The organism is Aquimarina algicola, from assembly GCF_006443095.1.
GTDB classification, from domain to species: domain Bacteria; phylum Bacteroidota; class Bacteroidia; order Flavobacteriales; family Flavobacteriaceae; genus Aquimarina; species Aquimarina algicola.
The window spans coordinates 552,055-572,641 of the sequence record NZ_VFWZ01000003.1 but is presented as its reverse complement, the minus strand read 5'-3'; the positions used below and the strand labels follow the sequence as shown (position 1 = coordinate 572,641).

Sequence of the window (20,587 nt, the reverse complement as noted above, 5' to 3'; positions counted from 1 at the left end):
TGTAATGAAAAAATCTCTATTAAAAATAATACTCAGTTTTTTGATTATTAGTATTATACAATCCTGTAAAAATGATACTCCACCAGATCAAAAAAAGTCTAAAAATCCGAACATTATTTTTGTATTGGTAGATGATTTAGGTTATGGTGATGTAGGGTTTAATGGTTCTAAGTATTTTGAAACACCAACTTTAGATAAATTGTCAAAAGAGAGCTTAGTGCTTGATAATGCATATATGTATCCAACATGTTCGCCTTCTAGAGCTGCTATTTTTACAGGAAAACAATCTTTTAGAACAGGGGTGTATACGGTTCCGGTATTAGAAAAAGGATCAGCCGAAGAAAATATTTTCTCACGATGGACTGTAGAAAAAAAACATCCTATTTACGCAGAACCTTTACAAAAAGCTGGTTATCGTTCTGTTCATGTCGGAAAATGGCATATTGTCGGACCATATCCTAATCAAGAACTTGCAATGCAATTTCCGATTCAACAAAAGTTGACACAACCTCAACCTGGAGATTTTACTTGGGTGAATAATCATAAAACTCCAGAAGTTAAACAGTTTTACCCCGAAGGAAGAGGGTTTATTAAAAACGTAGGAGGAACATTTAGAGGTGACCCTGCACTAGAAGAAGGTGGGTATAAAAGTAAAACAGGTGGGTACTGGGCACCATTCAGTAACCCGTTTATAGATCCAAAGCCAGATGATAACTGGCTTACCGATAGACTTACTGATGAAGCAATAGATTTTATAGATGCTAATAAAGATGAACCGTTTTTAATTAATCTACATTACTATGCAGTACATAGACCAATTAAAGCGAGAAGTGAAGAGCTATTGCAAAAATATATGACAAAACCTGTAGATTCTGTTACAGGACAAGGTATAGCATCTAATGAAAAAAGAAAACAGATTTATGCCGGCTATGCCACAATGGTAGAGTCTGTTGATGATAATATGAAGAAACTGTTGAAGTATTTAGATAATAATGGATTACGAGAAAATACGATACTTATTTTTACTTCAGATAATGGAAGTAATAGCGGGCAAAGCCGAAATGATCTTTTAAGAGGTTCAAAAGGTCAAATTTATGAAGGAGGTATAAAAGTACCAATGCTTGTCAATTGGCCGGAAAAAATAAAACCTAGAAGAAGTGATGTAGCCGTAACTGCGCTAGATATCTTTCCTACTTTTATGGACCTTGCCAATATTAAAACAAATAATAATACATTAGATGGCCGTTCAATAACAACACTCTTTAAAGAAGATGATAAATCACTAGCAACAAGGTCATTATTTTGGCATATTGCAAGTAAAAACAAACATGGAACCTGTTCGGTAATCAGAAAAAATAATTTTAAACTCATTCAATTCCTGGCAGATGGAAAGCTTGAATTATATGATCTAAAAAATGACACTGTAGAAAGCACTAACCTTGCAGAAGAAAAACCAGAAATCACTAAAGAACTGCTGACAGAATTAGTCACATGGCGCAAAACAAATGCAGTGCCCTTGCCACCTAACTCTATTTTAGAATACTAAATTAAACCTATTGATTATAGAATAGTCTAAGTAAAAAATATTAGAACGAGATAAGGATGAACCTCGTTTTAAAATTAATTAGTCTAATAATTTAGTTTAATAAAATATACCTCATGAAATACATCAAGAAATTCTCAATCTTTTTTTTACTGATAGTCGCTTTCAATTCATTTGGGCAAACTCAAAAAGCTGATGAATTCTACTTTAGCCCAATTTATGGAAATCATAATGTAACTATAACGTCTAGTAATGAAAAATTTATTGATGCAAAGCTGACATCTGCTATTGACGAAGTTCATAATAAAGGTGGTGGTATTATCACCATTAAAAATGGTAACTATAATTTTAAAAAAGGAGTACTACTAAAAAGCAATGTACACATACATGTAGAGCCTAGTGTTAATTTCTACATGGATAATGATGGTGATATCTTTACAGCAGGAAGCAAAACAACCGGGAGACCCATTTCTAACTTTAGTATTATAGGATTACATTCGGATACGGGAAAGCAGTTTACAGTACATTTTAAATATGGCAATACAGAAACTTCAAACCCAAAGAAAGGTTTTATCAGAATAGGATATGCTACCAACTTTAAGCTTTCTAATATTAAAATTATAGATGCTTATACAAAAGGAGCATCAGTTGTTTTATCCGGAGAATTTAGTACTGTAAATGTATTTGCAGGGCCAGAAATAGAGAAGACTAAAAAGAATGGTAAAAAGAAAATCAAAAAGAATAAGAAAAATTCTCGATCTAGCTTAATTACTGAAGTGTTTGGAGTGCCTAGTAAAGGTATTATTGAAAAAATGCATAATGAGAATGGAGCTTACGGTTATGGACTTGTGCAAATGCAGGCAGGGAACAATATTGTTTATAGAGATTTAAGCGGTACAGGTGGTGTTACACTAAGACTAGAGTCCGGATTAAACATAGCACAACTTTTTAGGCCTGTTGGTTCTGAACCTATTTATACTGTTGATGGAGTTGGATTGCCACTAACTATAGATAAACAACCTAAAATAAACCAAGTTTATGGGACTAATATCTATTGTGAAAATGGACATGGAGGATTTATGATGTCACCACATACCATAAAACAAGGAAGTGTCTTTCTATCTAAAATCAGAACTAAAAGCTGTGAAGCAGGAGGTGGAATAAGCGGAGGCTTTATTAATAATTTTAAGAGAGAAGAAAATGCTGGTCTGGAAGTTTCAAAATTTGGTATTGTACCAGGATCTTTTGCAAGTAACTCCGTTGTTAGTGATGTAATTGCTGACTTTGGTCAGTATGCCCAGGTGAAGTCCAAAAATTTTAGATATATACCTTGCGATTTAAGAGTAGATAGAGGTAAATATGAAAAAAATGTTGGTTTAAGTATTACAAAAGGCCTAGATTTTGAATCACACAGAGGACCTTCTCTCTTTCCATTACACTACGCATCGGCAGCCAAAAAAATAGGAGAGGGAGGGTATCGAATTAACTTAGATGAATCCACTATTATTGGTAATGGATTTGGAAAAGATATAAAAAAAATCTCCTTAAAAGAGAGTTTTGCTTGTGATGAATCATCTGATTTCTCAACAGTGATTGGAGGAAAAAAGAATAAGAAAAAGACCAAGAAAAAATAATACCAAAACAAGTATTTATAGTTTCAATAGGTCTAAATATATTTCCAGCTTTTATGAATATTACAAATATTAATAAGGAGTACTCTTACCATTTAGCTCTTTTTTTGAAATATTAAATTAAAACTACAGATGATACAATAGTCTAAATAAAAAAATTATTGAGGAATACATGAATTGAATGTAAAAGGACACTTGTATAATTAATTGACTCTATTTTGCACAAAATATTAATGTAAACGAGCATTTAAACCATAGTTATAAATGGAAAATGCCGAATCAGTTTACTTTTTGAACCCATTAACTTTTTAGAGATATGATAAAAAGAAATCTCCTATGCTTTTTTTTGCTATGTTATGTATTTTCATCGGCTCAATTTCCTGTTGCTAGGTTTGATGGTTCTACTCCTTCTACGGTAGTTTCATTGCCTGATGCTAATGTCAAATCTACATCACAACTACAAAAACTCATCAATAATGCAGGACCAAAAGGCATAAAAATTAGTATTCCTGCAGGAAACTATACTCTTGGGCAGATTAATCTGGCTTCTAATGTACATATTGATATTGATAAAGATGCTTATATCACAGTAGCACCCGGTAACAATGTACTTTTTAATTTAAGAACAAGAAAAATTAAAGATCCTAAGTTAGAGAATATCAAAATATATTGCTCCAATTGTGATACAAGTAAACCTGCATACGATGATGACAGATATTATACTATCGATTATACCAGTTACGGACCCAAAGTACGTATTAGAGCATTCTCAATAGAAAGAGTGGAAAACTTTCATATTTCTGATTTTAAAGTTTTAGATAATTATACTACTCACTCTGCTGTGAATATCGTTCCCTTGATAACCGGTCCTTTTAGTAAAAAGGATCCGGGTAATACAGATCCAAATGTAAACAACAGAAGAGCTGTTGCTGTTGCAAAAAAAGGAGACATTATTAACGGTTGTATTACAGGAGCAGCTTATGGTTATGGTTTAATACAGGTTCAATGTGCTGTAGATGTGTCTTTTAAGGATTTATACGGAGTAGGCGGGGTTACTTTAAGGTTTGAATCTGGAGCAGGAGCTACTTATATTGGTACTTTGATCGATACAGATATTGCTGTAATAAAAGGGATTCAAGCACAAAATATTAATTGCACTGATGGGAAAGTGGCACTTATGTTATCCCCCCATGGAAGAATACACGGAGATGTCGAAGTAAGAGATGTAACTGCAACAGGATGCGGTTTTGCTGTTAAAGCTGAAGGAGGATTTATAGATAGAGAAATTCGTGATCCAAATAATTTTTCTGCAAACTCTAATCCTTCAAAATATAAGAAAGGTATATTTCAATCTGTAAAAGTTACCAATGTAACCGCAATTTATAAAAGTAACACTGCTCAGATTAAAGCTAAAGATTGGAAATTTTACCCAGAATCGATTAGATTAAAAGATTTTAATGAATTTAAAAAAAGTCCAAACGGAGGGATAAAATCTCCTACAAAACCTGTTATTCGTTATAAAACCCCATCAATAGCTCCAATATCATATACTTCTATTGATCATGAAAATGATATTATACCTAAAATGAAAGGGCTAACAGACAAAAGATATGCAGGAAATAATGAAGGTGATGGTAAGTTTAATGTAGAGTTTACAGGAACAATAAGTGCTAAAGGTTTTTTGGATTGTTTCGATAGCATAAATAATACAATTTATGATGAAGATGCCAATAGTAATTATTGTCAATAATAAATTCGTAAAATAAATTTAGTAATGAGTTTGAAGAGGTTTGATCTATAATTTATTCTATATCAATAAACACATTTGTATAAGGACTTTCTTTTAACTTGAATTTGTATAACAAGTATTACGTAAATGAAAAGAAGAAATTTTTTTAAACAGGGGGTAAAAAGTGTTTTAGGGGTAAGTTTATTACCTGTAGTAGGTAATCTTACTGCAAAAACAGATGATATAGAACGTGATTCTGATCCTTTTTGGGCTGATGAAGAGTTTAAGGGTAAAGCGGGTAAACTAGCCAGAAAAAAAACATTAGATTTTGAGGTTGTGGTTATAGGAGGAGGAATGGCAGGAATATGTGCAGCAGTTTCTTCTGCAAGATTAGGAAATAAAACAGTTTTAATACAAGATAGGCCTGTTTTAGGAGGGAACGCATCTAGTGAGATACGAGTAACTGTAAATGGTGTTCAAAGCTTGAAAAATAAGCATGTTGTTGAACGCGAAACAGGTATTCTAGAAGAAATACTTATTGAAAATTGGTATTATAATGAGCAAGAATCCTACCCGGTTTGGGATCATGTGTTGTACGATTTTGTAAAACGTCAGGACAATTTGACCCTGATGTTAAATATACAGGCTTTTGATGTTGTGATGAATGATAATAAAATAAAATCTGCGATTTGTAGACAAACAACAACAGAAACCGAATTTACAATCAATGCCTCAATATTTATAGATGCTTCAGGAGATGGTTTATTGGCAAAAATGAGCGGTGCAGAATATAGAATTGGTAGAGAAGGTAAAGCAGAATTTAATGAATCGTATGCGCCGGATCAACCTGATAATTGGGTGATGGGAGACTGTATAATGATGATTACCAAAGATGTTGGGAGGCCAATTAAATTTAAACCACCACGTTATGCAATTCCTTTTGATGCAGCAACTGCTTTTAAAGATAAACATCGCAAGATCAAACAAATAAAAGAGGGTTTTTGGTGGGTAGAGATAGGAAGCAATACAGATATTATCGGTGAGCGAGAAGAGATTAAACATAAACTATTAGCCAATTTTTATGGTGTTTGGGATCATATTAAGAATTCTGGAGAGTTTCCTGAGGCAGAAAATATTGCGTTAGATTGGATTGGATCTGTGCCCGGAAGAAGAGAGTCTCGACGTTTTATGGGAGATTATATTTTAACGCAACCAGATATGGAAGAGTATCGTCATTTTGAGGATACCGTAGCCTATGGAGGTTGGTCACTAGATGAGCACTGCCCTGGTGGAATTGAAAATTTAACAGAACCAGCCAGTTATTTTCATTCTCGTTTCAAACAAGTATATGAGATTCCGTTTCGATGCCTATACTCTAAGAATATCGATAATTTGATGATGGCAGGTAGAAACGCAAGTGTCTCGCATATGGCGCTATCATCTTCTCGTATAATTGCTACATGTGCATTGATGGGGCAAGCAGTAGGAACAGCCTCTGCATTTTGTTTAAAGTATGGAGCAACACCTAGACAAGTAGGGCAAAAGTATATCAACGAATTGCAAGAACAGTTGTTGAGAGATGATTCGTATTTACCCAATCGACCGGCAAATGATCAACTAGACAAAGCAAGGGCTGTAAGTGTTATTTTTGGTTCTTCTACACTATCAGGAGACGTCAAAAATCTTATTAATGGTGTTGGTCGAGCAGAGGTTGATAAAATAAATCATTGGCAATCCAACGGGTTGAATGCCGAACTTCAATTAGAATGGAAGAATAAACAAAGCCTTACTAGTGTAGAATTAAAATTTGATACCAATCTACAACGCAAAATGATGATGCACAAAAACCCTGCAAAGAATAAAGGACAAGTAATTGGTGTACCCCCTGAGTTGGTAAAAAACTTTTCGGTAGAAGTAAGAATAGCTGGTCAATGGCAAGAAGTGGGTAAGGTCGAAGAGAACTTAACGCGTTTGGTTAAAGTTAATTTTAACGAAGTAAAAACAACTGCGGTACGTGTAAAGCTAAAAGATACGTATGGTGATCCAAATATTAAGGTTTTTGAAATTCGCTGCTATTAATGCTTTTAAAAATAAAATACATATGCCTGTTTTTCATTTTGTTCTATCATCCGTTGACTAGAATTACAGAGTTGTTTGTATTTCAGAATAAAATAGAGCATACATTCGAAATAAAGCATCCCGGAAAAGGTGAAAACAACGTAGAAACCGTTATTCTAACAGAAATCAGAGACGAGAATGATAAGTTTCCGGTCGAATATTATATGGATGTAGAATCAGTGATTTGCTACGAAAATCTATGTAAAATAGTTCCTGTTCGTATATTTTGGAATGTAATGGGGGAGTATCAACGTTACAAAATGATTAACGGTGCGGCGTTGGAAAAATATGAAGGAGAACCTTATACAAAAGAAGACTATGAGAAAACGCATCAAATTTTAAAAAACATAAATTCTCCATTTAAAACGGTACGTATTGATGAAATACTTACAACAGTAAAATCTCATGATATCGTAGATGCTGTTGCGGGAGAAACCTTATTAGAGATGGATGAAGAAGATACAGTACATGGAGCTTCTTTGACCTGCTATACACTTTGGCATTGGACCCATGGAGATATTGTGTCCAAAATAAGAGATTTAACAGGTAACTCTTTTCAGACAAAGCAATTTGAAAGATATTTAACATCAAAGAAAACGGATCAGCAACTATTTGCCATTGAACAGATGACACGCATAATGTTGTATAATGATGTATTGAGAGAAACATTGATCACTCAAGTGATTTCAAACAACGCTCTATTACTAAAGACTTTGCATTATGTTGAAAAAACAAACTCCTCAGACTATTTTTCAATAGTGAAAACCTTGTTTTTTAAAGGAAATAAACAGATAAGAATAGCAATGTTGAATTCATTATTGAAAACAAAACATGAAATCACAACAGCATACTTCGAAGAGTTTTGCTTAAATCTTCCAAACCTGTCTTCCTATCAAGAGATTGCTCTTTTTTTACGATTGAGAAGTCAAAGAAATTTAAATTCTAAAAAGATAACTGATGCATTTTTGCCTTTACTAGAAAGAGACCTATTAATTGCTAGAAATGCATATTGGTTTCTTAAAACTCAAGAACTAAATCATGAGCAGCAGAGTATACTAAATCGTTTTTTTGAAAAGTATAAAGAACAACTATAAAAATTAAAATACTTAGCTTTTCTTCTTTTTTCCTTTATTTACAAATTCTTGTAATGTTAACTTACCGTTATTATCAGCATCTTTTTTGGCAAACATTTTAGCAGCATCAAAATCTTTTCCGTTTTTCTTCTTCTTTCCTTTATAAAAAGCAGATAATTCATCGAGATCAATACCATTATCATTATTAGCATCAATCTTTTCAAATTTCTTTTTTTGTTTTGGATCAACATCCTGAGCCTGTAATTGTGAGAATGATGTTAATAGTATAGTTGCTAAAATAATCTTTGAATAATTCATAACTTGATTCATTAAATATTTGATGCCATAAATATATTTTAACCACAAAATTCATGTGTTTTTGATAGTAATTTTTTTGTATTTCAAAATAAATTTAGTCCTAATAGTTATGAGTATGCAATAAATTCTTGATTTATATTCATAAGCTTCATGTAGACAAAGACGACATTAATTTTGATATATGATCTTTTTAGTTACAAATTTACTTTCAGCTACATTTTCTAAACGTATAAGAACAAAGTTTAGAAGGTGTAAAGAGATATTTACATAAATAAAACAATCATACTACTCAACCAATGAGAAACAACAAACAGATATTAGGTGCGCTTTTAGCAATCGCTTTACTTTCCTTTTCATCTTGTAAGGAACCTAAAAAGAAACAGGAACAAAAACCAAAAAAACCTAACATTGTTTTGTTATTTGTAGATGATTATGGTTGGGCGGACATTGGGTATCGTAATGATTCTTTCAAAACACCAAACCTTAATAAATTAAAGACAGAAAGTCTCGAATTTCAAAAAGCATATATACCAACACCAACCTGTAGTCCCAGTAGATATTCTTTGTTAACTGGTAAAGAGGCTGTGCGAGGTGAAATGGTAAGGCATATTAAAATAGATCCTGACAACCCAGATGCCAAATATAGCTTCTGGCCCAAAGATCCGGCACAAATGCCATCAATTAATTATATGCCACTACAAGAAATAACCTATGCAGAAAGATTAAAAGAATTTGGATATTATAATATGTTTATAGGCAAATGGCACCTTGGTCACAAGAAACATTATCCTACCAAACAAGGTTTTGATAAGTCTTATGGTGTTACCGATGCAGGACACCCTAAAAGCTATTATTATCCATTCTTTAAGCCTCAAGATGATCCCAATGGATTTCTACAATCAGGAGTGCAAGAAGGAGACTATTTAACAAGTGTTTTGACTGATGGCGCAGTGGATTTTATAAAAGACTACAATAAAGAAGAGCCTTTTATGCTGTCATTCTGGTATTATTCCGTGCATACTCCAACTATAGGGAGAAAAGATCTATTAGAAAAGTACAAGAAAGCTGATATAGAAGAAAAATATGCCAATCATCATGCGATGGTAGAAGCAGTAGATCAGTCAGTTGGTCGGGTCAGAAAAGCATTAGAAGAAAAAGGTATTGCAGACAACACAATTATTATAGTATTATCAGATCAAGGAGGAATGTATAAAAACGGACCACTTCGAGGAGGTAAAAAAGGGGGCGATACCTTAGGAGAAGGAGGAGCAAGAGTACCTTTTATGATATATTATCCTGGAGTGACCAAACCAAATTCAGTTTCAAAAGTACCAGTGCAATCTATAGATATATATCCGACTTTGATAGAAATTGCTTCCGGTAAAATATGTGAAGATAAACAGATCAATGGAGTGAGCTTATTACCAATTCTAAAGGGAAATACTATCCAGAAACGTAACCTGTACTTCTTTAGAAGTTATGAAGATCAATATGCAGCAGTTATTTCTGATCATTGGAAACTGATCAAATATCGTAGTGGTAAGTTTCAACTCTACAATTTAGAAAAAGACATTAGCGAAACAAAAAACCTAATTGGACAAGGATTACCAATAGAAAATCAATTAAAAACAGATCTAGCTTCGTGGGAAGAGGAAGCGGTACCAAAATATAAAATGAAAAAAAATAATGACAACAATGAAAGTTAATATACTAATCATAATACTATGTATTGGATTTGTGTCTTGCAAGAATAAAAGCCAACCTGAACCCATACCAAAAACTAAAAATACCAACCTAAATAAAAAGCCAAATATAGTTTTCCTGTTAACAGATGATATGGGATATGGTGAGTTAGGTTCTTATGGTCAAAAAGTTATAAAAACTCCTTTTTTAGACTCACTGGCAAAAGCAGGAATGCGTTTCACTGATTTTTATGCAGGTACGTCGGTTTGCTCACCGTCTAGAGCTTCATTAATGACAGGGTTGCATACAGGGCATGTGAGTATTAGAGGAAACAAAGGGAAATATCCAGAAAAATATGCCAGAGTACCACTACAAAAATCAGAAACCACTATTGGAGAAATGCTGCAAGGTGCAGGTTACCAAACTGCAATGATAGGAAAATGGCATCTAGGAGTATCTTACGATTATTCTACCTGGGCAAAAGGACGTGGTTTTGATTATGCAGTACAAGAACAATGGGGTCCTGATGAAAAAGGAAAAGAAATAGATGAGAGAGTACACTGGGTAAATAATACTCAGGATTCTATATTTTATAATTATAATAATTGGAGTTGCTTAGACGAATTTAGAACCAATTTTGCCTTAGACTACTTAGATCAAAAAGATCAAGAAAAACCTTTCTTTTTATTCATGTCATATAGAATTCCGCATGCGCATGAATATTTTTTGAGTAAAACAGATTTGTACGTAGATAAAATTGAAGAATGGCCAGAAATAGAACGTCGTCATGCAGCTAGAATCACAATGCTTGATGCTCAAATAAGACGATTGTTTAATGCACTAAAAGCATCTGGAGAATTAGAAAATACAATTGTAATATTTACAAGTGATAATGGACCTACAAACGAAAACCACCACAGTTACCAATTTTTTAAAAGTGGTGGTAACCTTCGAGGATACAAAAGAGATCTATATGAAGGAGGCATAAGAGTTCCAATGTTTACCTATTGGCAGAATAAAATTCAAGCGGGTACCACCTCTAATCACCCTAGTGCATTTTATGATGTAATGCCCACATTGGCAGATATTGCAGAAGCAAAGGCACCAAAAAATATAGATGGTATTTCTTTTTTACCAGAGTTGTTTAATCAAAAACAACAAGAACATGATCATTTATATTGGGAAATTCAAGCTGGTAAAGGTGTTAAAGGGTTTAAACAAGCTACACGTTTTGGAAAATGGAAAGCCGTACGATTGTTTGATAGATATCACACAGAATTATATAATCTCGAAGAAGATATCACTGAAAATCAAGACGTTTCTGAAAAATATCCAGAAATAGTCGAAAAAGCAAATACTATATTAAAACAGGAGAGTGTGAAAATAGAACACTATCCTCAATCTGGTGGGATTTTTAAAGAATAGAAGATGCAAAGACTTTATAAATACATATTATTTTTTATTTCGGTTTTTGTCTTGACATCTTGTGTTGAAAAACAAAACAAAACAGATCGTACAAAAAAACAAAAGAAGCCTAATATCATTTGGTTAATGGCAGAAGACATCAGTACGGATTTAGCTTGTTATGGTATGCCAAATGTAAAAACCCCCAACCTGGATAAAATGGCTGCTCAGGGAGTTCGATTTGACAATGCTTTTGTAACCAATCCTATTTGTTCACCAAGTCGTTCTGCGATGATGATTGGAACACATCAGGTAAAAACAAACACCCATCATCATAGAAGCAATAGAAATGTACCTTTAGATTCAACATTCAAACCATATACATATTGGCTCAAAAATGCAGGATACACAACTATTCTTGGGCATCATGCAGTGATGGACAAAGGCCGTAAGATCGATGTTAATTTTAAACATAAACCTCTGGGAATATGGAACGGTAAGACGCAATTCGGTCTGTTTGATAAGTATGACACATTTGAGAAAGCTGATGAACCATTTTTTGCACAAATTCAGTTAAAGGTAACACACAGAGGTGACTGGTGGGATAAAGTAAGAGAACAATCTTCGCATCCTGTAGATCCAAAGAAAGTTATAATGCCCCCCTATATGGCTGATCATCCGATGATACGACTAGATTGGGCGAAATATTTGGATCAAATTGAATATATGGATCACGAGGTGGGGATGATTTTTAAAGAACTTGAAGAAAAAGGAATGGCAGAGAATACCATTGTTATTTTTATTGGTGACAATGGTCGCTGTAATATAAGAGGTAAAGGGTATTTACATGATCCGGGGTTACGAATTCCTCTAATAGTTTATTACCCTAAGCAGTTTAAAGAAAGTAAGATAAGAAAAGATGTTGTCAGTGCTACAGACATAACTGCAACTATTCTGGATTTTGCTGGTATCAAGATTCCTGAGTATATGACAGGAAAACCAATTTTTGATAAAGATTTTAATAGAGAATATGTTTACGGAGCTCGTGATCTATGGGACGAGATAGAAGAACAATCAAGAGGAATTACTTCTGCCGATTGGAAATATATTAGAAATGATAAACCAGAGGTACCCTACGATGCACATCAAATATACTTAGAGTTTTACAGACCGGCAGTACATATTATGAGAACCTTAAAAGAAGAAGAAGCATTAAATGAAGCTCAAAAATTCTTTTTTGAAGACTCAAAGCCTGTTGAAGAATTATACAATTTACAAAATGATCCTCATGAGCTGGTTAATCTGGCAAAAAACCCAAAATATGCTTATAAATTAACAGAATTGAGGTCAATGACGAAAGATTTGGATCAAAAGATGATACCTGTAAGTACTGTATATGAACCCAAATCTATGGAGCAAACTCGTGGACTCGTAGAATGGCTCAAAAATGAGTATCCTGAAGTGCACAAACAAATGGAAAATGGTGTAGAAATAGGGTTCAAAAAATGGAAAGACAAATACGGGGAAATTAAAAAGGGTCAAACGAATTAATATCACATATGAAATATTTAAGAATACTTATACTTCTAATGATTGTTGCTTTAGCTTTTCAGTCTTGTAAAAAAACTACCCAAAAAGAATCTAATATCAATGCCTCTTGGAAGTTTAGTAAAATAGAAGAATCAAAGGATTTTGAAGGTGAGATTCATTCTCCGGATTATGATGATTCTACTTGGCAAACTATAAGTTTACCTCATACAGCGAATATAGAACCTTTTGTTGTTAATGACCAATGGCAAGGGATATGTTGGTACCGAAAAAAAATGTACATCCCAAAAGAACATAAAAACAAAAAAATGTTTTTGGAGTTCGAAGCTGCTATGAATTATTCTAAAATATGGATAAATGGTATGGAGGTAAATGAGCATCAAGGAGGATATCTACCGATTGTTATAGATATTTCAAAATATATAAAAACAGGAGAAGAAAATCTAATTGCTGTTCGCCTTGATAATACAGATAATATTGTCACGGGTCCAAAACCATTGAAGCGACTGGATTTTAATATGTACGGAGGGTTATATAGAAAAGCTTCATTAATCACAAAAGAAAAAATTTATATTTCTCACCCTAGTATAGCCAACAAAGTAGCAGGTGGAGGTATTTTTATTACGTATCCTAAAGTATCAGAAGAAAAGTCTATCGTTAATATAAAAACGCATTTAGTGAATGAGTATAAGAAAGCCGCATCGGTAGAACTTACTCAAACTATATATAGAAATGAAAAAATTGTTGAAACAAAAACAACTTCTAATGTAAAAATTAAAGCAGATGGCGATATCGAGTTAACCGATCAAATTGCGCTTACCAATCCTGCTTTATGGTCGCCAAAACATCCAAACTTATATCATCTGGTAACAAAGGTGTCACAAGATGGTAAGGTGATCGAAGAACAAACAACAAGATTTGGTATTAGAGCATTTACTTTTGAAGACAATAAACTCTACATTAATGGTAAGCAAACGTTTTTGAGAGGTGTGAATCGTCATCAAGAATACCCTTTTATTGGTTATGCACTATCCGATAATGCGCAATATAGAGACGCAAAAAAAATTAAAGATGCAGGATTTGACTATATCAGATTATCCCACTATCCACAGTCACCTGCATTTATGAATGCCTGTGATGAGTTGGGGATAGTAGTCATTGATGCAATCATGGGGTGGCAATTTTATAATGATACAGACGAATTTAGAAATTACTGCTACAATTCAGCAACGCAATTAATAAGAAGAGATAGAAATCATCCTTGTGTAATGGCGTGGGAGGTCTCTTTGAATGAGACAAAAATGCCGGTTCATTTTATGGAAAAACTCAATGAAATTGTTCACGCAGAATTCCCAGGAGAAAATGTATATTCTTGCGGATGGATGGATGAGGTTTATGATATCTATCTGCAAGCGCGACAACATAGAATTCTAAGGCCTCATCCGTTAAAAGACAAACCCCTTTCAGTTTCAGAATATGGTGATTGGGAGTATTTTTCTAAAAATGCAGGGCTTAATCAAGACAAATTACCAAATGAGTTACGTGAGGAATTGAGTAGTCGTCAAGCAAGAGGTTTTGGAGAAAAACGTATGATGCTACAAGCATATAATGTGCAAGAAGCACATAATGATAACTTTAATACACCAGCCTATTCAGATAGTTATTGGGTAATGTATGATTATAATCGAGGGAATCATGATAATATCGAACATTCAGGATTGATGGATATTTTTAGATTACCAAAATTTGCCTATTATTTCTATCAAAGCCAGCGCGAGATTGATCAAGGAGCAGTAGTAAAACTTGCAACGTATTGGAATGAAAAATCCTCTAATGAAATCAAAGTTTATTCTAATTGTGATGAAGTAGCTTTATACCTTAATGAGGCTTTAATTGCAAAACAAAAACCAGACCTGGGTAAGAATACTGAAAACCTGAAGAATCCCCCATTTACTTTTAAGGTAGAGAGGTTTGCACCTGGGTCTTTAAAAGCTATAGGATTTGTGAATGGAGAAAAAGTATCAGAAGATATTGTAAAAACACCACAAAAAACAACAAATCTTCGTGTTTGGTTGGATAAAAGTGGAAAAGAAGCAACTGCCGGGCAAAATGATGTATTATTTCTGTATATCGCCGGAGTAGATGATAATGATACAATTAATCCGGATTTTGAAGAAAAGATCAACATAAGCATTGACGGAAATGCAGAAGTAGTTAATCTTGATACTATTCAAGCCGAAGCAGGTATCGCAACAGCATTGATCAAAATAGGAAATGCTAAAGGACCAATTAATATATCTACAAGTTCAAAAAACTTCAAAAAAGACTACAAGTTTATAGTTCACTAGTATTCCTAAAGCCCTCAAAACAGTACTATACCTCAAATTATATATAAAGCTTAATTTTTTATGTCTTTAATGTTAATTTACTGTTAAGCACATTTAATTTACTCATATGCACAAGCTATCTATTGAATTAAATGAAATTTACAATGCTAATAATTATGAAATTCAGTACTTAAATGTTAAAAAATAAAACAATCGTCATTTTGTTAGTGTCGATACTTGTTAGTATAAGTTGTTCGAGTAATACACTACCTGAAAAAGAAATAGTAGAATTTACTTTAGAAATCGCCAAAGATGCTACACCTGCTGTAGTGTCTAGAATCCTACAAGCCGATAAGAAACCTATTTCAGAAATAAGATTTGAAAAAGGAACCTATCATTTTTATCCAGACAAAGGATATGAAAAGTTTTGTTATATCTCAAATCACGGAGATGGAATGGTCAATACCCCTTTTCCAATATTAAATAAAGAAAACTTAACGATAGACGGTCAAGGCTCACTATTTATATTTCATGGTGTTATTATTCCATTTCTTATAGAAGGCAGTACAAATATCAATGTCAAAAATGTATCTATAGATTGGTATCAATCATTTCATAGTGAAGGATTAATTGTAGCCAATAATATAGAAAATAAAACATTTGATATGGAGATTTCAAAAGAATATCCATATGATATTCGCAATGGCGAAATTTTCTTTATAAAAGAGTACTATCAACATACATTAGGACAATCTATATTATTTGATCCTAAGAGAAAAGGAATTTCTTTTAATACTGAAAAATACACCAGTATCACAACAAAATCGAAAACATCAACAACATTCAATCTAGATAATATTGTATATAAATATGAATATGACAAGCGTGATGTTGGAAATAAAAATATAGGTGTAGAACGTCGTGTTAGGGCAGAAGAACTAAAACCTGGTTTAATTAGGGTTCATGGGCATAAAAAAAAGATACCACCAGTTGGTAATATCCTGAGCATGAAAGGCGAACAAGGATTAAATAGAGTTGCGCCTGCTTTTAGGGTGACACATACAAAAGGTTTTAAGGGTACAAATGTTACTATACACCATGCAGGCGGTATGGGTATTATTGCAGAAAATTCTGAAGACCTACTATTAGATAATTTTAATGTTATACCATCTCAAGGCCGTATGGTATCGACGACTGCAGATGCAACACATTTTGTAGGATGTAGAGGGAAAATTATATTAACAAACTGTACATTTCAAAACCAACTGGATGATGCATCTAATATACATGGAAGTTATCAAAAAATTGTAGATGTACTTGACGATTACAGAATTGGTGTTCGAATGGGACATCATCAACAAAAAGCTTTTGTAATAGGTCGACCTAATGATAATCTTGGTCTTGTTAGATTAAGTAACTCTTTCTTTCCCTATAAACAATTAACGATTAAAGACATTGAATATATCAATAACAGGTATCAGATTATAACCTTGAATGAGAAATTACCAAATGATATAAAGAAAGGGGATTTGATAGAAAACCTAGATGCTTATCCCGAAGTGATAGTTAAAAATTGTAAAATAGGTAATAATAGAGCTAGAGGGTTGTTAATTTCTAACCCAAAGAATACTCTTATTGAAAATAACTTTTTTAATACAGAAATGGAAGCATTGCTGATTCCTGTTGAGAGTAGTCATTGGTACGAATCGGGTAATGCTGCTAATGTTGTGATAAGAGGAAACACATTTCAAGATTGCCAACATGGAGGTAAAAATAGAGGAGTTATCCGATTTAATACAGATGATGATAACAAGAATATAGCGTTTAAAAATATTGAAATAACGAACAATATTTTTAATCAATTTGATAATTTAATTTTACAGGTAACGAATACAAATGGCTTAGTATTTAAAGAGAATACGATCACAAACTCCGGTACATTTCCACAATTATATCCAGAAAGTCCCGCCATTAAAATAGAAGATTCAAAAAATATAAAATTTGAAAATAATACATACAAAGGCAAAGCACCTAATCTAATAGAAGCTGATGAATCAATGCCTGATATTACTTTTCAATAAAAATCAAAATTCAAAACAAAGATCAAAGCAAAATTCAAACACAAACACTAGTCATATGGTGAGAAAACAATCAATTCAAAAAAAGATAAGGAGAAAGGGGCTCAATCTTTTCATGTTAATTGTATTAAGCATATCCTTTGTTGGGTACGCTCAAAATACAATAGAAGTAAAAGGAAAAGTGGTTGGCGCCGCAGACAACCTCGCAATCCCGGGAGTGTCAGTTTTAATACAAGGTACTTCTAGAGGTACTTCAACAGATTTTGATGGGAATTACTCAATCAACGCCGAAATAGGGGATGTTTTGACGTTTAGCTATTTGGGATTAAAAGATCAATCTGTAACAGTCACAGGGGCAAGTTTAAATGTAAGTCTTGAGGAAGATGCGGAAAGTTTAGATGAAATAATAGTAGTTGGATATGGTACTGTGAGTAAAAAAGTCTTAACCGGTGCAGTAGACCGAATAGATACCGAAGATATTCAGCAGTTTGTAACATCGGATATTGCATCTAGATTACAAGGACAAATTGCAGGGGTAAGTGTATCCTCAAGTTCAGGAGAGCCGGGTGAACAAGCAAATATTTTGATTAGAGGAATTACATCTTTACAAGGTAATAATGCACCTTTATTTGTGGTCAACGGAATCCCGCAAATAGGGGACCCAGGATTGAGTCCAAATGAAATTGAAACTATTGATGTTCTAAAAGATGGCGCTTCGACAGCTGTTTATGGATCAAGAGGTGCAGCAGGAGTTATATTAATAACGACCAAAAAGGGTGTTGCAGGATCGATGAAGGTAAATTTTGATCTTAATAATGGGTTTCAGTTTTTAGGAGACGGTACTCCACTAATGAATACCGAGGATCAATTATTTTATGAACTTGATACATTTGAATATTTTAATGGTTTTCGTCCTACAACTAATAATACTCCAGAATGGTTGAATAATGATAACGAATTTGACGACTTTGTACTGGTTGATAATGCCGAGATAAAAACATATAATCTAAATATCTCTGGTGGGTCAGATAAATTTACTTATAATGCTAGTGGGCAGTTATTTGATCAAGATGGTTCTCTAATTAATTCTAATTTTAAGCGTTACAATGGTCGTATCACTACCACATACGTAACTGATAATTGGAAAATTGATGCTAGTGTGGCGATCACCCATGAAAAAAGAAGACGTTCTAGTACCGGGCTCATTGTGACAGCAAGTAGATATAGACCTTATTTCCCAGAAATTGATCCAGATGCCGAGGTGGCAATTATAAATAATTCGGGTGGTACAAGAACACCAGCGATCGCTTTAGGGCAAGCACTAAAAAGGAAAGACGATAGTAATACAGATCGAACCAATATTAATTTAGGAATTAAACGTAAGTTAGGTGAACATCTTGATTTTACTACAAACCTGGGATCTTCAATAACCAACGATTTTAGAAATATCTTTGTTCCAAGATTTGATCTATTTAATGTAGAAACGGGAATATCAGAAAATGATCCAACCAGAAGCGGAGTAACAACATCTTCTGGAAGAACAACCAAATTCAGTTGGGATGCCGGCCTTATTTATAACAAGAAATTTGGAAATCATGATGTGACACTGCAAACTGTTGGTACTTTAGAAGAAGATAATAATAAACAATTTACTGCATCTATAGAGGGTATAACCAGTAATGCGATTGATGTTTTAAATGGAGGTACTATTAATGAAAATGTAAGCAGTGGATTTGATTATACTACAAAGCGTGTTGGTACCTTGGCAAGGCTTCAATACAATTATAAAGAAAAATATATTTTGCAAGCTCTAGTTCGTTACGACGGTTCATCTAGATTTGGTGAAGATTTTAGATGGGGTACATTTCCTTCGGTCTCTGCAGCCTGGAATATATCTAGTGAATCCTTTTGGGAACCTCTAGAAGAAACCGTTAATAATTTTAAGCTTAGATTAAGCTATGCAGAAGTCGGTTATGACGGTTTTAGAGATTTTGAATTTGCAAAAACCATAGCACAGTTTGCAGATTATGTTTTTGACGTAAATGACAATAATTTTGATGTGGGATCGGCAATACGAGCATATGCCAATGCAGATGTAAAATGGGAAACTTCGATATCAAAAAATATTGGAATTGATCTTGGTCTTTTCAATAATAAATTAAGTTTTACACTAGATTATTATCAAACAGAAAAAGAAGATATGTTGTTTCCAGTAACCTTACCGGGTTCTGCAGGTGCAATCGATAACCCTAACCTGTTTCTAAATGTAGGAAACATGACCAACGAAGGGTTTGAAATAACCACAAATTACAGGACAAAAATCGGGGCAAGTAACTTAACAATCGGAGGAACGTTTACTACTTTTAAAAATGAGGTGACCAAAGTAGTAAGTAATAGTGTGGTTTTTTTCAATGATTCTAATAACATCAACTCAAATACTGTAATAGCAAGAGGCTTTGAAGCTGGTGCGTTTTTCTTATTTGAAACCGATGGTACCATTAAAACACAAGAAGAACTTGAAGCATATAGACAATTGCCATCTAGATCAGATGCACAATTGGGAGATTTAAAATATGTAGACACTAATGGAGATGGTAATATTACAAATGAAGATAGAATATATAAAGGAAGTGGTTTAGCAGATTTTGAATATGGCCTAAATCTAAACTGGGATTACAAGAACTTTGACGTTTCTATGAACTGGTTTGGTACTGTAGGGGCAGAAATTTTAAATGGTAATAAAGCAGCAACATATAGTTTTCAACGCCATCAGGATTTAGTTAATCAATGGACTCCTGATAATCCTACATCTGATATACCTTCTTTTAGAGGAAATAATGGCGAACATCCAAATTATGATTTTAATACAGATTATTGGTTAGAGAGTGGAGACTATTTAAGATTAAAACAAATAACTGTTGGTTTTTCACTTCCAAAAGAACCATTAGAAAGTGTTGCATTGAGCAAGTTAAGATTATACCTAACTGCACAGAATCCTCTAACCTTTACAGGATATGATGGTTACGATCCGGAAATTGGTGGTAATAGTGTAGAAAATCGAGGTATTGACTCTTCCAGATATCCTATTTCATCTACATATAGTTTAGGTTTACAAATTGCATTTTAAAAAACAAG

General features: G+C 33.4%; 12 protein-coding genes. 11 read left to right on the top strand and 1 reads right to left on the bottom strand.

What is annotated here, in order from left to right; all coding sequences use genetic code 11:
• Window positions 1-4 precede the first annotated feature (4 nt).
• The 5 genes from FHK87_RS13280 (at window position 5) to FHK87_RS13260 (ending at window position 8,115) form a co-directional block, all read left to right on the top strand.
• A complete protein-coding gene (locus FHK87_RS13280) occupies window positions 5-1,546 on the top strand; it encodes a sulfatase (RefSeq protein ID WP_140593719.1) in 1,542 nt (513 codons plus the stop codon).
• Between the two features lie 113 nt (window positions 1,547-1,659).
• The gene (locus tag FHK87_RS13275; RefSeq protein ID WP_140593716.1) at window positions 1,660-3,177 is read left to right on the top strand and encodes a hypothetical protein; all 1,518 of its coding nucleotides are present in this window, start codon (window positions 1,660-1,662) and stop codon (window positions 3,175-3,177) included.
• Window positions 3,178-3,490: 313 nt separating this feature from the next.
• The gene (locus FHK87_RS13270) at window positions 3,491-4,924 is read left to right on the top strand and encodes a glycoside hydrolase family protein (protein WP_140593714.1); all 1,434 of its coding nucleotides are present in this window, start codon (window positions 3,491-3,493) and stop codon (window positions 4,922-4,924) included.
• A 126-nt stretch (window positions 4,925-5,050) separates the two neighbouring features.
• The gene (locus FHK87_RS13265; RefSeq protein ID WP_140593711.1) at window positions 5,051-6,982 is read left to right on the top strand and encodes an FAD-dependent oxidoreductase; all 1,932 of its coding nucleotides are present in this window, start codon (window positions 5,051-5,053) and stop codon (window positions 6,980-6,982) included.
• Between the two features lie 53 nt (window positions 6,983-7,035).
• Complete coding sequence (locus tag FHK87_RS13260) at window positions 7,036-8,115, top strand: hypothetical protein (protein WP_140593708.1); 1,080 nt, start codon at window positions 7,036-7,038, stop codon at window positions 8,113-8,115.
• Between the two features lie 12 nt (window positions 8,116-8,127).
• Here FHK87_RS13260 and FHK87_RS13255 read toward each other — a convergent pair whose 3' ends face one another.
• Complete coding sequence (locus tag FHK87_RS13255) at window positions 8,128-8,412, bottom strand: EF-hand domain-containing protein (protein WP_226294230.1); 285 nt, start codon at window positions 8,410-8,412, stop codon at window positions 8,128-8,130.
• A gap of 296 nt (window positions 8,413-8,708) precedes the next feature.
• On the opposite strand from FHK87_RS13255, the gene FHK87_RS13250 reads away from it, so the two are divergent.
• The 6 genes from FHK87_RS13250 to FHK87_RS13225 all read left to right on the top strand — a co-directional run bounded on the left by FHK87_RS13250 (window position 8,709) and on the right by FHK87_RS13225 (window position 20,579).
• Window positions 8,709-10,118: a sulfatase gene (locus tag FHK87_RS13250; protein WP_140593702.1), complete on the top strand. Its 1,410-nt coding sequence runs from the start codon at window positions 8,709-8,711 to the stop codon at window positions 10,116-10,118.
• Window positions 10,108-11,520, top strand: a complete 1,413-nt coding sequence (locus FHK87_RS13245; RefSeq protein WP_140593700.1) for an arylsulfatase — start codon at window positions 10,108-10,110, stop codon at window positions 11,518-11,520. Before FHK87_RS13250 ends, FHK87_RS13245 begins: the two co-directional genes overlap by 11 nt.
• Before the next feature lie 3 nt (window positions 11,521-11,523).
• Window positions 11,524-13,050, top strand: a complete 1,527-nt coding sequence (locus tag FHK87_RS13240; RefSeq protein WP_140593699.1) for a sulfatase family protein — start codon at window positions 11,524-11,526, stop codon at window positions 13,048-13,050.
• 8 nt (window positions 13,051-13,058) lie between these two features.
• Window positions 13,059-15,395, top strand: a complete 2,337-nt coding sequence (locus tag FHK87_RS13235; RefSeq protein WP_140593698.1) for a glycoside hydrolase family 2 protein — start codon at window positions 13,059-13,061, stop codon at window positions 15,393-15,395.
• A 173-nt stretch (window positions 15,396-15,568) separates the two neighbouring features.
• The gene (locus FHK87_RS13230) at window positions 15,569-17,455 is read left to right on the top strand and encodes a right-handed parallel beta-helix repeat-containing protein (RefSeq protein ID WP_226294229.1); all 1,887 of its coding nucleotides are present in this window, start codon (window positions 15,569-15,571) and stop codon (window positions 17,453-17,455) included.
• A 55-nt stretch (window positions 17,456-17,510) separates the two neighbouring features.
• The gene (locus tag FHK87_RS13225) at window positions 17,511-20,579 is read left to right on the top strand and encodes a SusC/RagA family TonB-linked outer membrane protein (protein WP_226294228.1); all 3,069 of its coding nucleotides are present in this window, start codon (window positions 17,511-17,513) and stop codon (window positions 20,577-20,579) included.
• The last annotated feature ends 8 nt before the right edge of the window (window positions 20,580-20,587 follow it).